At 67.1% G+C, this 15,510-nt stretch carries 7 protein-coding genes and 2 pseudogenes; 4 read left to right on the top strand and 5 right to left on the bottom strand.

Annotation, left to right across the window (positions count from 1 at the left end; all coding sequences use genetic code 11):
• Nucleotides 1–478: 478 nt before the first annotated feature.
• Together BU197_RS31255 and BU197_RS06335 are read left to right on the top strand one after the other, a co-directional pair.
• A complete protein-coding gene (locus BU197_RS31255) occupies nucleotides 479–7,276 on the top strand; it encodes a polymorphic toxin-type HINT domain-containing protein (RefSeq protein WP_188267211.1) in 6,798 nt (2,265 codons plus the stop codon).
• Nucleotides 7,277–7,918, top strand: coding sequence for a hypothetical protein (locus BU197_RS06335; protein WP_188267212.1), 642 nt, complete (start codon nucleotides 7,277–7,279; stop codon nucleotides 7,916–7,918).
• A gap of 138 nt (nucleotides 7,919–8,056) precedes the next feature.
• On the opposite strand, the gene BU197_RS06340 is transcribed toward BU197_RS06335, so the two are convergent.
• Genes BU197_RS06340 through BU197_RS06350 form a run of 3 tightly spaced genes read right to left on the bottom strand, consistent with a single transcriptional unit; the run spans nucleotide 8,057 to nucleotide 10,267 of the window.
• The gene (locus BU197_RS06340) at nucleotides 8,057–9,325 is read right to left on the bottom strand and encodes a tyrosine-type recombinase/integrase (protein ID WP_188267213.1); all 1,269 of its coding nucleotides are present in this window, start codon (nucleotides 9,323–9,325) and stop codon (nucleotides 8,057–8,059) included.
• Nucleotides 9,322–9,507: a helix-turn-helix domain-containing protein gene (locus BU197_RS06345; RefSeq protein ID WP_188267214.1), complete on the bottom strand. Its 186-nt coding sequence runs from the start codon at nucleotides 9,505–9,507 to the stop codon at nucleotides 9,322–9,324. The genes BU197_RS06340 and BU197_RS06345 overlap by 4 nt, the downstream gene beginning before the upstream one ends.
• Complete coding sequence (locus BU197_RS06350) at nucleotides 9,500–10,267, bottom strand: replication initiator (protein ID WP_411158450.1); 768 nt, start codon at nucleotides 10,265–10,267, stop codon at nucleotides 9,500–9,502. The genes BU197_RS06345 and BU197_RS06350 overlap by 8 nt, the downstream gene beginning before the upstream one ends.
• Nucleotides 10,268–10,504: 237 nt before the next feature.
• Here BU197_RS06350 and BU197_RS06355 point away from each other — a divergent pair, with 237 nt between their 5' ends.
• Together BU197_RS06355 and BU197_RS06360 are read left to right on the top strand one after the other, a co-directional pair.
• Complete coding sequence (locus BU197_RS06355) at nucleotides 10,505–10,843, top strand: hypothetical protein (RefSeq protein ID WP_188267273.1); 339 nt, start codon at nucleotides 10,505–10,507, stop codon at nucleotides 10,841–10,843.
• An 869-nt stretch (nucleotides 10,844–11,712) separates the two neighbouring features.
• A complete protein-coding gene (locus tag BU197_RS06360; protein ID WP_188267215.1) occupies nucleotides 11,713–13,563 on the top strand; it encodes a GDSL-type esterase/lipase family protein in 1,851 nt (616 codons plus the stop codon).
• Between the two features lie 166 nt (nucleotides 13,564–13,729).
• Here BU197_RS06360 and BU197_RS06365 read toward each other — a convergent pair.
• Nucleotides 13,730–14,689, bottom strand: a pseudogene (locus BU197_RS06365) (GDSL-type esterase/lipase family protein); the annotation flags it as partial.
• Nucleotides 14,690–14,768: 79 nt separating this feature from the next.
• Nucleotides 14,769–15,415 (bottom strand): annotated as a pseudogene (locus BU197_RS06370) (ricin-type beta-trefoil lectin domain protein); the annotation flags it as partial.
• Nucleotides 15,416–15,510 lie beyond the last annotated feature (95 nt).

The following is a 15,510-nucleotide window of genomic DNA, read 5'->3' on the forward strand; positions in this document are numbered from 1 at the left end:
AAGCCAGGCGCAGGGCGGTGCCACGCAGGGAAGAATGAGCTTGCCAAATTGCGCCGCACCCGTGGAATCTGGTGCGGCGATAGATGTGAAGGCGATCCCCCCCCGACTCCTGTGGGCCCCCCAGCTTGGCAGAGTCGATTGATCAAGCTCACCGTATCCACAGGTCAGCGGTGCGTCAACGCGCAAATCCCGGCCAGATCCCCCACACCGTGAAACCCGTCACACCAATTCGTACACCATTCTCCTGGTACGCGAACAAGGGCCACGGAAAGGGTGGGTGTATTGCCCGCAAAGTGGACATCCCCCTATGTGACTCATTCTTCGATAAGGAGCTTCTCAAGTGATCGAATTAGTGATATACCTCCAATCTTCCTGCGTCTGAAACCGGCGCGTGGGGGGATTGAGAGAAAAAGTGAGAAGAAAAAGCCACCGCCTCCGAATGCGAATCCGGGGGCGCGCAGTTCAGCATCGTTTCAAGGTGGTCGCCGGGGCCGCCGCGCTCGCCGTCGCCGTGTCGTTGACGCCGGCGGCCGCACTCCAGCCCGATCCTCGGGGCGAGGCGCGAGCCGTCGGTAGTTCGACCGAGGTGATCGCCGCCGGTCGAACCCCTGAGCCGCTCGCCCCGCCCAAGGCGCTGCCCGACTCGCCAGTGAGACCCGCTCCTGTCTGGCCGAAGGCGCGCACCACGACGGTCGCACCCCAAACGGAGCAGAAGACGAGCACGGCCGACCCGGTGACGGTGGTCCCGGCCGAAGGTGCGGAACCCGAGCAGGTACGGATCAGCACCCTCGATCACGCCGCAGCACGCCGGCTCGGCGCGGGCGGCATCGCGTTCACCCTCACCCCCCAGGAAGCTGACGCCACCCCGGCGTCTGACCACGTTCCCGCAGCGGCCGGTGGGCCGATGGGGTTGTCGGCCCGTGTCGGCGGCGTGAAGAAGGCGGACCCCGGCGAGCACCAGCGGGCGCGGATCCGCGTGAACTACAACGGCGTCAAGGATGCCGCCGGAGCGAACTTCTCCGACCGCGTCCGTCTCGTGCGCTACCCCGGGTGCGTGCTGACCCGTCCGGACGACGCCACGTGTGCCAAGGCCGAGCCCGTGGTCACCCGCAACGACCGGCGTGCGGGGGAACTCGTCGCCGACGTCGACTTCGGTCCCACCACTTCCTCTGCCTCGTCCCCAGGGGCCACGTCCGCTGTGTCATCGAAGCCGACCGAGCCAGTGGTCTACGCGCTCTCCGCCGGGGCTTCCGGGGACACGGGCTCGTTCAAGGCCTCTGTCCTGCCCTCTTCGGGGTCGTGGCAGGCCGGCGGGAACACCGGCAACTTCTCGTATTCCTACCCGTTCACGCTCCCGGACGTCCCTGGTGGGTCCGACCCGGCGCTTGGCCTGTCGTACTCGTCCCAGGCCGTCGACGGCCGTACGTCCGCCAGCAACAACCAGGCTTCCGTGATCGGTACTGGCTGGGAGATCGGCCAGAGTTACATCGAGCGCCGGTATCAGTCCTGCAGTGAGCAGGGCGAGCCCACCTGGGGCGACCTGTGCTGGGCCAGTGACAACGCGACGATCTCGCTCAACGGCGTCTCGGGCGAGCTCATCAGGGTCGACGCCGTCAACTGGCGGCTCAAGAACGACCAGGGCTGGAAGATCGAGCGCTGGAACGGCGAAGCCAACGGTGACGAGAACGGCGAGTACTGGATCGTCTCCACCCCTGAGGGGTCCCGCTACCACTTCGGTCTCGCCGCACAGCCCACCACGGGCACCGCCACCAACTCCACCTGGACGGTCCCCGTCTTCGGCAAGAAGCCTGGCAGTCCCTGCGAGGGCCAGTTCTGCAACCAGGCATGGCGCTGGAACCTCACCCTGGTGAAGGATCGCCACGACACCGAGGCGACCTACTTCTACGGCAAGGACGCCAACCGCTACCACCAGAAGAGCGGAACCGCCTCCACGGTCCCCTACGACCGCGGCGGATACCTCAAGGCGATCGAGTACGGGCACCGCCCTGGAGGCGAGGCCGCCAAGGCTCCCGGACGTGTCGCTTTCACCTATGCCTATCGCTGCAAGGCACTGGACGGCACGTGTGCCGCCCCTACCGCGAGCAGCACCGCGGCCTCGTACCCGGACGTGCCCGTCGACCTGATCTGCACGGCCACGTCCTGCCCGGACAAGTTCCAGCCGGCCTTCTTCGACACCCGGTTCCTGACGCGCGTCGAAGCCCAGGTCGCCGACCGCGACCCCAGCAAGGCCCACCGCACGGTGGACGCGTACACATTCGTCCACCAGTTCCCGACCACGGAAGAGGCGAACTTCGACCCCAGCCTGTGGCTGTCGAAGGTCACACGCACGGGCTACGCCGCCGACGGCGCCACACTGGCGCTGCGCCCGACGGACTTCAACGGCACGCTCCTGCCCAACAGGGTGGACCCACCGGCCGGCACGCCGAAGATGAACTCCTGGCGGATCCAGACCGTCACCAACGAACTCGGCGGACGCACAAGCGTGACGTATGGCGTCGACGCCAACGGCGACGGCCAGGCCACCGAGGGGTGCACCCCTACTACCCTGCCGACCGACGAGTCGACGAACACCCGACTGTGCTACAAGGTCCACTACGTACCCGATGGCGGCACCGAGACCACTGGCTGGTTCCACAAGTACCTGACCCTCAAGGTCGCCACCCAGGACGGCGCCAGCGTCACCCGAGAGAGGCCCGTCACCTACCAATATCTGGGCGGCGGCGCCTGGCACTGGAGTGATGACCAGCTCACCCCGGTAGACAAGCAGTCCTGGTCGGACTGGCGCGGCTACTCCGAGGTCCTCGTCAAAGCCGGCACGGGCAGCTCCGCGGCGCTCTCCCGCTCCCGCTACCACCGCGGCATGAACGGCGACCGCACGGCGACGGGCGGCACCAAGTCGGTCAAGGTCGCGGCGGACTTCTTCGCCGACCTGTATCCGGCCGAGGACCTCACCGACTACATCTATCTCGCAGGCCAGGTCCGCAGCTCCGAGGACCTCACCAGCGACGGCGCCACCGTCCTGAAGGCCACGAAGACACAGCACTGGTACAAGCGGCTCGTCGACGGCACCGGCGACCACGACGCGTACTTCGTGCGCCCGCAGACCAGCACCAGCAAGGCGCGCACCGCCGCAGGCGGGTACCGCACCACGCGTAACACCACCACGTACAACGGCACCTGGGGCATGCCGGAGAAGGTCGTCGACGAAGGCGATCTGGCCGTAAGCACCGACGCCAAGTGCACCGTGACCAGCTTCGCCGTCAACAACGCGAACTCCAAGTTCCTCCTCGTCACCCCGTACCGCGTCGAACTCCGGGACGCCACCGGCGCCACCTGTGGCACCACGCCCCACTCGCGCAGCGACAGCTACTACGACAAGAAGCACGGGCCGACCGACCTCGGTGCGCCGGCCACCCAGGCAGACGTGACCCGCGTCGACGTCTGGTTCAACGGCGAGACCTCCTCCAGGGCCTACACCACCTACGACGTGTACGGCCGCAGCCTCGACGCCACCGACCCCCAGGGCAGCAGGACCTCCACCCGCTACACCCCGACCACGGGGAACCCCTCACAGGTCGACGTCGTCAACGCCAAGGGCTTCACGACCAACACGGAGCTGGATCCGCTGCGCGGAAGCCCCGTCAAGGTCGTCGACAGCAACGGCGGCACCACGACCACCACGTACGACGCGCTCGGCCGAGTCACTGAGGCCCGTCTCCCCGGTGACCCCACCGCTGCCGAGTACCCGCCCAGCTACGCGTTCGAGTACCAGATGGCGGCCAACGCGGTCTCCCGCATCACCACACGGCAGCTGCTTGGCCTCAAGACGAAGGACGGCTCCCTCCAGCCCTACTTCGCCACCTCCTACGCCTATCTGGACACCCTCGGGACCACTGTCGAGACCCAGTCCCCCTCACCGCGCGGCGGACGCATCGTCACCACGGTCGCAACCGACGACCAGGGCCGCAGCATCAGCTCCTCCGGCCCGCTCTACGTGACGGGCGCCGCCGGCAGCGGACTGGCCTCGCCGCCCGCCGCCCAGTGGCCCTCGGAGACCCGAACCACCTACGACTCCCTCGGCAACGCCACCGAGAACGCCCTGTACTCCAAGGGCGTCTTCCAGTGGAAGAGCACCAGCTCCTACGCCGCCGACCAGGCCACCGTCACCCCGCCGACCGGCGGCAGTGCCACCACTTACGTCAACGCGCTGGGACAGACCACCAAGACGGTCGGCCAGGTCGACACCGGAAAGACCTCCACCACCACGTTCGCGTACGACATCCGCGGCGAGATGGTTGCGAAGAAGGACGAGAACCTCAACGTCACATCGACGTACGCCCACGACTGGCAGGGCCGCCTGCTCGAAACGAGCGACCCCGACCGCGGGCGACAGTGGTTCTCCTACGACCTCGCGGGACGGCTGAAGTCCAGCACCGACGCTGAACTCCGCGAGACCGTCTACGCCTACGACGAACTCGGCCGCCCGCTCGACATCCAACGGATCAGCGGCGGCACCCAAACCCCTCTCGCCTCCTTCAGCTACGACACACTGCCGAACGGCCTGGGCAGGCCGGTCGAATCCACACGCTTCCACAACGGGCGCGCGTACACGACACGGATCCTCGGCTACGACGAGCACGGGCGCCCCACCGGCAAGCAGACCGTCGTCCCCGCGGAGGAAGGCCCGCTCGCCGGCACCTACTCCTACGCCTACGAGTACACCACCGGCGGCGCACCCACCTCCATCGTCTACCCGGCCGCCGGAGGGCTCCCAGAAGAGCGCGTCAACACCAGCTACGACGACCTCGGCTTCGTCACCGGAGTCCGCAGCCCCCTGGCCGACTACACCTCGGCCCTCTCCTACGACGGCCTCGGCCGCCTCGCCACCCGCACCGCCGGCTCCGGCGACCACCGCGTCGACCGGGGCTACCGGTACGACGAAGTCACCGGTCGCCTGACCAACATGAACGCCGCCTCCTTCGGCGCCCTCGTCCAAGACGTCAGCTACCGCTACGACCAGGTCGGCAACGTCCTCGCCGTCAACGACGGCCTCACCGCCCAGCAGCAGTGCCACGCCTACGACCTCGGCCACCGGATGACCAGAGCGTGGACCCAGATGTGGCCCACCGGCGGCACCGGCTGCACGCAGGCAAGCACGTGGGGACCCGCGCCCTACGACGAGCAGTACACGTACGACGAGTCCGGCCGGATCCTGAACACCGTCAAGGACGGCGTCACCACCGCGCACTCCTACGGGGCCACCGGCGATACCGCGGCCCACTCGCACGCACCCGTCAAGGTCGGCGGCGCGACGTACCAGTACAACAAGGCCGGTCAGCTCACCAGCCGCACCACCGACAACAAGACGGACACCTTCACCTGGGAGTTCGAGCAGCTCACCAAGGTCGCCACAGCCGACGGCAAGGAGACCTCCTTCGTCTACGGCCCCGACGGTCAGCGCCTCATACGCAACGAACCCACCGGTTCAACGCTGTATCTCGACGGCATGGAGGTCACCGCCTCCCCCGACGGAACGAAGGCCACGCGGTACTACGCCGGCGGCGTCGTCCGCATCAGCACGGGCGCCGGAACCAGCACCACCAGCATCCTGGTCAGCGATGCCCAGGGCAGTGCGTCCGTCGCCGTCGACCAGTCCACCGGGGCCGTGACGCGCCAGCGCTACACCCCGTTCGGCGCACCTCGCGGCGGCGAGAACCAGCTGGAGGACACCACCGACCGGGACTTCCTCGGACAGCCCAAGGACGACTCCACCGGCCTCATCGCCACCGGCGCCCGCTTCTACGACCCGGCCATCGCCTCCTTCATCTCCGTGGACCCGCTGCTCGACCAGACCGGCGACGCCTACGGCTACGGCAACAACAACCCGGCGACGTTCTCGGACCCGACGGGCCTGAAGCCCGACGACTGCGTTCTCGTCGGCGTCAGCTGCAAGCCCACCGGCAACGGCGGATTCGACGTCAAGGTCAGCGACACCTACTACGACTACTACGACATCGACAAGCCGACCGCCACGCACGCAGAGCGGCAGGCGAAGAAGGCCCGCAAGCAGAAGGAAGCGGCACACCGGGCGGTCGAGGAGATCAAGAAGGAGATCGTCAACATCATCGGCGATCTCATCGGCTACAACGACGCCCGCGACTGCTTCACCAAGGGCGACGTATGGGCCTGCATCAACACCGGCCTGAGTTTCGTCCCCTGGGGCAAACTCTTCAAGGTCGCCCAGGCCGGCTACAAGGCATGGAAGGCCTGGGGCCGCCTCTCCGAAGCCTGGGGCAACGTCCGGGCGGCCAGCAAGGCCTTCGCGGCAGCTGACGAAGCGGTGGCGGCGGAACGCCAGGCAGCAAAGCTCGCCGACGACGCGGCCGAGGCCAAAGTCTCGGACGACGCCTTGGACGGCATCTCCTGCAAAACCGACAACAGCTTCACACCAGGCACCCCAGTCCTGATGGCCGACGGCACGACCAAGCCCATCGAGGACGTCGCCAATGGCGACGAGGTCCTGGCCACCGACCCGGAAACCAACACGACCAAGTCGGAAGAAGTCGCCCACACCATCGCCCGCACGGGCGAGAAGCACCTCGTCGAGATCACGATCGACCTCGACGGCGCCAAGGGCAACAAGACCGGCAAGATCAAGGCCACGGACAACCACCCCTTCTGGGTGGCCAACACAAACCACTGGACCGACGCCACCGACCTCCGCCCCGGCGACACCCTCCGCACCTCCGCCGGCACGTACGTCCAGGTCACGTCAGTAGCTCGCTGGACCCAGACCGCCAAGGTCCACAACCTGACGGTCAACAAACTGCACACGTACTATGTGCTGGCGGGGGCTACGCCGGTTCTGGTGCACAACTGCAACAACCTGACTGCTGATGACGCTCGATTCCCTGCTGCGCACGTTCTCGACGAGCATGTGAATGTAAGTGATCAGCGACTCATTCAGATGGCACAAACCTCGAAAGTGAAGTCTCGCTTTACTGATCTCCAGACTGCCCAGCAAGTCGTCGACTACGGTATCGCGTCAGATCAGAAGCGCATCGGCAACTGGCTTCGAGGTGGTGGCGTAGGGCCACATGAAATCAAAGGGAGATTCGGCGCCAATAACCCAATTGGAGTGAGGGCTGACGCGAGCGGAAATATTACCCCCACAAGTAACGCGTACACAATAATCCTTCAGCGTGCGGCTGGGCACCCGGGGGGATATTACGTGTCGACCGCATACCCGAGATAGGTGTTCTCTGTGGGGATCAGATTTACCGAGGATGACTTCGGTATCACGCATCTAGCCTCTATGTTCCATCAAGACTGGAGGCTATCGGGGAGCGCGCGCGAGTTGGTCATGAGCTACGTCGCCCAAACGTCAGACCCGTTCGTACTAGCGCTCGCCGAGGATGCACTCAGGATGGCAGCCAGCGGTGACGCTGACACTGTTGCCACCCTCTGGGAATGTGCAACTGGCTCCTACCATCGCCTCAACGGTGATTCGGTCAGTGGATTGGGCTGGTTCCGGGAAGTTGCAGATATCTGCGAAAGGGGCCTCACTCAAGCCGGCGTGCACGCAAACCTCGAAGTCGGCGAAAGTGCGTACGGCGCCTTCACGGGCAGGGTTGTTGCGGAAATCGACGAGCTTGAGCCTGCTCTGGATGAGGCGATCGCAAACAATCCAATGGCGAGTACCCCGGGCGCCGTATCGGCGCTGAGGGTGTGCGCCTCGGATATTTGCCCAGAACTCGCCTTTAGGGTCCTCCTGAGATTCCTCATGGAGTATTCTTGTGAGATCGACCATGATTTGTATGCGAGATTCGTAGAGCTGGGTCACGAATTTTCCTACGGAGAATTCGTGGTCTCGCGAATTTCGTTCCTGATGCGCTAGCCCTCTCCGGGTGACGGCCCTTGGCTCTGGATTAATAGAGAGTCCTTGGGTAGGAAGCGTGCGGCAAGCCAAGAGGCCGCCATTGGCTAATCCCGATGGCGGCCTCTTGGCGTCTTGACGGCAACGGTGACGGCAACGTCAGCGGACGGCTGCCATGGCAGGTGGGTCTTCGGGGTCTTCCTCGGTGGGGCCGAGGGCGTTGCCGAGGGTGTCGATGGCTTGGCGTTGCAGGCGGAGGCGTACGTGGGCGTAGACGCCGGCGGTGACGCCGATGTGGGCGTGGCCGAGGAGTTCCTTGATGACGACGAGGTCGACTCCCTGTTCCAGGAGCAGGGTGGCGGTCGAGTGGCGGAGGTCGTGGAAGCGGATGCGGCGGAGTCCGGCCCGGCCGAGGAAGCTGCGGAAGCGGCGGGTGAGGTTGGCCGGGTCGAGAGGCCGCCCTGTGGGCGTGGCGAAGACGAGGCCGCTGTCTGTCCAGGCCGATCCTGCTGTCTCTCGCTCTTTGTCCTGGCGTTCCTGGTGCTTCTTGAGGGAGCGGAGGCATTCGGTGGGGAGGGCGATGCGGCGTTCGGATGCGCGGGTCTTGGTGGGCAGGTGGGTGAGGCCGCCGCTGCGGGTGCGCTGGAGTGAGCGGCGGATGCTGGCCGTTCCGGTGGTGAGGTCGAGGTCTTCCCAGTGGAGGCCGAGGAGTTCGCCTTTGCGGAGTCCGGTGCGGAGGGCGAGTTCGTACAATGCGTGGAGCCAGTCGGCGCGTGCCGCGTCGAGGAACTTGCGGGCCTCTGCCGCAGTGAGCGGACGGAAGCGCCTGGGCTGGTGCGTGGTGGTCTTGACGTTGCGCGCGACGTTCCGGGGCAGCTCGTCCTCCCGGACGGCGTGCTCCAGTGCCGACTTGAGCACGGAGTGCACGTAGGCCACGGTCAAAGCGGACAGATGCTTCTGGCAGCACTCGCCGACCGCACAGCACTGCTTCCGTTCGATGTCCAGCCCCTGGGCGCAGCACTGGCAAGCGGTGCGGAGCCGGTCGAGGAAGGTGCGCACGTCCTTGGCGGTGAGGCGGGCGATCTTCTTGGTGCCGAGGCCGGGGATGAGGTGGAGACGGACGCAGGTGGCGTAGCGGGTGTGGGTGTTCTCGCGGAGCCGGTGGACGGCGACACTGCCGAGCCAGTAGGTGAGGTATTCACCGACGGTGCTGTCGGCGGTGGCGATGGGCAGGCCGCGGTTGCTGTTGGCGATCTTCTCGGCGAGTTTGTCGGCGGCTTCCCTCCGTGTGCTGCCGTAGACGCGGACGCGTTTGCGGGTGCCGTTGGCGGCGAGGACGTAGCCGGCGGCTTCCCAGCGGCCGTCCTTGCGCTGGTAGATGGTGCCTTCGCCGTTGGCGCGGGCCTTCTTGCGCTTGGGGGCGGTCATCGGGCGGCCTCTTCCAGGTGGTGCTGGACGTAGTCAGCGAGGGCGTGGGCGGGGATGCGGCGGGCGCGACCGATAGTCAGGGAGGCCAGGCGGCGGGTGTGCAGGAGGTCGTAGAGGGCGGAGCGGCCGATCTTGAGGCGGGCCATTGCCTCGGGGACGGTGAGGAGTTCGTCGTCACGCACGAGTCGCTACCTCCTGTTCGCCCGTCGGGCCGCCGTGGATGAGTGCGGCGAGGCGTTCGAGGTCGGGGGTGAGGGCGGTGCCGTCGTAGGCCCAGCGGGCGAGGACGAGGGCGGTCGGTGAGGGCGGAGGGGTGTGGCGGCGATGCCAGGCGGCTCGGGCGGTCCGGAGCGCGCTGAGGGTGGTGGAGTAGGCGCGGGACCTGGTGGAGAAGTGGCCGCGGAAGCCGCGCATGTGCGCCCACTTCCACAGCTTGAGGTCGGCGAACTCTGGCAGCTTGCCGAGCTCCCAGCAGGAGCGGATCATCTGCCGTACATGCCGGGCGACCGCGAGGCGGGGCAAGGGCCGGGCCTGTCCGGTGCCGTTGCAGGCGGTGCACGGGAGCGGGGTTCCGTGACGCAGGAGCATGGCGCCGCGTCCTTGGCAGGGGCGGCAGAACAGAGCGCGGTCGAGGGTGCCCCCGGTGTCTGCGGATTTGGTGGCGTACTTGGCCACGTAGGCGGCGACGGCCTGGTCGGTCAGTTCGTCGTCGGTGCCGAAGGCGGCGATCTCGCGTACGTCGAGCTGTTCTCCCCAGGCGAGTTCGCGTTCCCCGATCGCGTCCGACACGACGGTTGCACGTACGCGGGCGGCGGCAGCCCGGATGGCATCGGCAAGCAAGGTGACGGTGGCGGACGGCGGTGGGGGCTGGGTGTTGCCGTCTGGGCCGTCGAGCCGGATCACGGCGTGGAAGTGGACCAGGCGGATGGCAGCCGAGACCATGCAGGAGATCCTGAAGAAGCGCAAGCGGACCCTCACGGCCGAGATGCGCGACACGGCTGCCTACCTGACCGTCGTCGGATAGCTGCCACGCAACGCGATAGTTCGTACGCCCTCCGTTGCCAACTGGCATGTTCCATGGATGGAGTGACAGATCGCCGGCCCCTACGGTCTCCGTGTTCCCAATCGGCGACCCAGGCGGGGGTGCACAGTGAGCACGTCCAGGAGGACGCGGACCGCATGCGTCGCAGGGATCTATACGACGCGGCGGCCGGGGTGACAGGACCCCGCTCGCTGCCGTGGACCACCCAGGACGGGAACCCTTGCTACCTGAGTACCGACGACAGGGGCTGCCTCTCCTTCCTCGCCGACAGCATCGAAGAGGTCCAACTCGACATGGGCGAAGAGCTCCTGGAGTACGCCCGAAAGGCCGTGGCCCCAGGAGCCCGGGAGCTGTCAGCCGTCGAGTACCGCTGGCTGGCCCACCGGCTGACCGAAGCACTGGCCGACGCGCTCAGGGTCGCGGAATCGCGTGGGAAACACATCCCGAACCCGCCTGAGACGATTGAAGGCGACTGACGCCGGAAGCACCGCGACATGCAACGCGGCGTACGGATCCTGACGGCAGTAGCAACGGCAACGACCACGGATTCCCGCGCACTACGACAGACGCCAGCGGAACGCCAAACCCCCACCCACCTGCATATACGCAGTTGAGGATGTGTCAGCCAGCACACGCACTATGTGCTGGCGGGCGCCACTCCCGTCCTCGTCCACAATTGCGACACGACCTACCGTGAAATGGAGATGGCCGAGGACGGTCTCCCGGCAATGGGGCCTTCCGCGAAGAAGCTCGGCGTGCGCGGCAGCCACTCCGTTGAGGCCAGCGGCTACCAACGGCATGACCTTGGTCACCTGTGCTCGCGTGAAGTGCCGCGCAAATTAAGACATTTTTCGCCTTTCCCTCGAATTGGTGGCCTGGACTCCATTGAGCATCCGAGATTCCTGTGAGATTCCTTTGACCATTCGACATCGGTATGGCATCTTTTTCAGACGTGCTCGCGCTAGCTAGAAGAATCCCATTCGGTACCAGGGTCTGGCGCTATTGGCGAATCATGATGATGGAACAGTGCAGATGAGCCTCCGAAGCTGCTCTGGAAACCACGTCGAAGCCTGAAATTCTCGGGTCATGGCGGGGTGACCTGCGTCGCAGCGTGCACGAACCGGCTCAGCGCCAGCGCGGCCTGTATGTTCGCGCGTCCTGTAAGTCAACGGTCGAGCCAGTTTCGTTCTCAACATGCCCCTGTTCACATCGGAGCGTTCTCGTCATGGCCCCCACCCCCGCGCAGGATTCCAGAATATCGGCTGCCAGTAAGGCGAATTCTGAAGCGAAAGCCGCTGAGCCAACTACTGCGACTGAAACCCTTCGTGATGCATCGTCGCACTGTGTGAGCAGGCCGCGTCTTCTTGTTCTGGGCGACTCGACGGCTGCGGTGAACCCCAAGCAGCGTCCCTTGCAGGGATGGGGTCAGGCGCTTACCGAGGTGCTCGCCGGGCACACCGAGGTTCTCAACTTCGCGCTCTACAACGCCTCAAGCCGAAGCTTCTACACCCATCCCTTCATTCGCGTGCTCAACGAAGCGCGGCCGGGTGACATCGCGCTCATCTCCTTCGGGCACAACGATCAGAACATGATGGAGCCCGACAAATACACGAGTGCCGAGGAATACCGGGCGTACCTGGAGCTGTTCACGGAGGCGCTGCAGGAGCTCGGGGTGTCGCCGGTGTTCGTGACGTCGCTGGCCCGTGGGACCTTCCACGCGGACGGGCGGGTCGCCAACGGTCTGCGCGAGCGCGCTGACCTCATGGTGAAGGCTGCCGCCGATGCGGACGTGCCGCTGGTGGACCTCAACCGGTGGTCCGAGGAGCTGTGGCAGGATCTCGGCCCGATTGCAGCCGTACGCCTGCTGGGCTGGTTCGAACCCGGCGAGCATTCTGAACACCCGCAGGGCAAACGGGACTGGACCCATCTCAACATCCGCGGCGCCGAGACCACTGCTGCCTGGCTGCTGAACCAGCTCGTGGAGCACGACCTGCTCACCGCGGCCGACATTCCGCAGCGAGTGCTGGATGCCGTCCTGACCGACGCCGAGGTCGGCGCCCTGAAGAGCGCAGCCGCCGAGCAGGAAGCCCACCTTGTCCGGGTCGGATCGTGGTTGGGGCAGAAGCCTGTGCCGCAGCGCAAGCGGCAGTGGCTGCGGCGTGCCCAGCCTGAACCGGAGCCCGCCGATCCGCAGCAGCCGGTGACGATCACGGCCCCTCGCACGCAGGCGATCGTCGGCCCGCTCGTCTCCCTGTCCGGCGCCTGCCCGCCGGACACGGACGCCCTCTACTTCTTCGCCGGTACACGCTGCATAGGCACCACCCGCCCCGGGCCGAACGGTGTCTGGAACTGGCGCCGCGAGAGCGGCTGGCCGGCCGGTGAGAACACCCTGCTCGTCGCCGCGGGCCGAGGCGAGGACCTGACCAACACCGCGACCGTCACCTTCGTCGTGGTCACCCACGTCGAGCCCCCGGTGATCGAAGCGCCGTTGGACAGCTCGTACACACACCCCCGGCCCGAGTTCCGCGGCACTGCCCCGAAGGGCGTGCGCGCCGTCCACCTCCTCGACGACGGCATCCGTGTCGGCGAAGCCCCGGTGAACGCCGAAGGCAAGTGGAGCTGGAGCCCGCCCCAGACCTGGTCCCCCGGTCCCCGCAAGATCGAAGCCGTCGCCTGGGTCGCGAGCAACCACTCCGAGCCCGCGACCGTACGCTTCCAGGTGCACGGGATACCCGCAGGGCACCCCGCCGAACAGCTGCGCCGGCAGGCCGATGCTCCCTTCACCGAAGGAACGCACCGCCCCCCGCTGTTGGTCTCAAGCCAGCAGACCGCCCCGGCCCTGGACCGGCTGGAGACCTCTGTGGACTTCCCCGCCGCCGCCTGGGCCCCTGTCACCTTCACAGTGCCGTCGTCCGGTGCGGCCTACGTCACCATCTCCGCGGCCCTCCACACCACCGCCGGCCCCACCGCCACGGTATGGGCGCTGTGGCGGGCCAGCGGCGGATACACGCCCACAAGCCCCGCCCGTGGACTCTCTGCCCACGGCCCCAGCCGCGTCTACGCCTCCCGCCGCCACCTGCTCACCGGTATGAAGCCCGGCGAACGCGTCACCATCACGCCGCAGTGGAACATCAACACCGGTACCAAGACCCAGGTCCACTTCAGTGGCGGTCAACTTCTCGTCGAACCCGCGTGACCCTGGTTGAGTCTCTTGCGTCGAGGTAGCGAGGCTGTCGCTTCGGCGCGGACACGCTGACGATCGCCACCAGGGACGTGCTGCTCTCCACCGAGTTCCTCCCGGGACCTGAGGCCGGAAGGCGCTCAGATCCCGGGAGCTGCGGTCATCCGACGGTCTGGGCGGCCCACTTCTGGTTGGAACCGCCGTGACAGGCCCAGAGCTGCACCTTGGTGCCGTTGGCGGTACCCCGGCCCGGGGCGTCGAGGCACTTGCCCACGGAGCGCAGGGTGCCGTCGGTGTAGGCGGACCAGAACTGGTTGGCGCCGCCGTCGCAGCTTCACGTCCGGACGGCGGTCCCGTCGGCGTTGCCGGCGCCGCTGACGTCCAGGCACTTGCCGGCGATGCCGGAATGTACGCGCGCCGGGGCGGGAGCGGGGTTCTTCAGCCACCCGGCGCTGTCCGCGGCCTGGATGCCGCCATGGAAGGCGTCGGCCATCTTCCGGTAGCCCGCGTCGTTGGGGTGCAGGGCGTCGGCCAGGTCGGCCGTGGTCAGGCTGCTCATGTCGACGTACGCGACACGCTTGCCCGCGGTCTGCGCCTCGCGCACGATGCCAGGAATGGCCTGGTTGTACGCCGCCCGGTACTGCTCCTCGGATGCGCTGGTGGACACGACCAGGGAGGCCACGAGGACGGTGGCGTCGGGGGCGGCGGCGGTGATCCGCCCCACCAAGGCCTTCAGCCGGGCGGTGGCGGTGGAGACCTGGTGGGAGCGGTCGAGATCGTTGGTGCCGATGTGCAGCGTCACGACGTTGGGACGGTAACGCGTGAGTGAGGCGTCGGTGAGGGCGTCGATCTGCTCGATGAGGTATCCGGAGTGTCCTTCGTTGTCGGGGTCGGACATCGAGCCGGCCCGCCCCGTACCAACGAAGTCCACCGGGTGGCCATCCGCCACGATCCTGTCCCACAGCGGCCCCCGGTAGCCGTTGCCCGTACTGCTTCCCACGCCCCAGGTGATCGAGTCGCCCAACGGCATGACTCGCAAAGGCATGTCGGAGGCTGTGGAGGCGGGGATCGCCCCTGCCGCCGTCATCGCGAGAACGGCGGCGGCAAGCGTGCCCAAGGGGCGAATCCAGGACCTTCTCATGGGACGTCCCTCTCTTGCTTGAGCGAGTGGTTGCTGGATCGGCGCGGCTGGTCGCCGTACGTGGAGGAGGGGCGGCGCGTCACGGGAGCGTGTTCCACTGCTGGTTGTTCCGGTCGTTGCAGGTCCACAGTACGGCGGGGGTACCGTCGGCGGTGCCGGCCCCGTTCGCGTCGAGGCACGGACCGAGGTGGATGCCGCGGATCGACCCGTCGGCGCGAGGCGTCCACTTCTGGTTGTCTTCTGGCCGTTGCAGGGCCAGATGACGACCGACGTGCCCTTCGTGGTGCCCTGGCCAGGCCTCCAGAAACTTGTCGCCGTAGACGCGGATCCCGCAACACGGCGGCACCGGGCGCGCGGTGGCTCGCGCAGAACTGACCGGAGGTGCTCGATGTGCCGCCGGTTCACGGGTCGGTGAGGGCGAACGACGCGCCGGTGAGGCTGATCTGCGCGGCCGTGGCGATGACGGTCGTGATGCTCCCTCCCCTGTTGAGCAGGCCCACGGCGACCGAGCCGTCGGCCAGGGCTTGGCGAACACCTCGGTGCTGCCGTCGTCGCGCACCCTGCGTCCGCCCGCGCCCAGCGGATCCTGGTTCACCGGCAGCAGGTCGGGTTGCCCCGGATGGCGCTCCCGTCGGCTGCCATGGTGCGGATGTCGTTCCCGCGCATTCGCGGGTCGCTCCGCAGCGCCCGAAGGGCGAAGTAGGTGCGGAACTCGGTCAGGGACAGGTCGGCGGCCTCGGCCCAGTCGTAGGTGGCGCTGGTGGGGGCGTGGAAGCCCGGCACGGACAGCCGCTGGAGGGGCCCGGGGGAACAACAGCTGA

It is taken from the genome of Streptomyces sp. CBMA291, assembly GCF_014596525.1.
GTDB lineage: Bacteria > Actinomycetota > Actinomycetes > Streptomycetales > Streptomycetaceae > Streptomyces.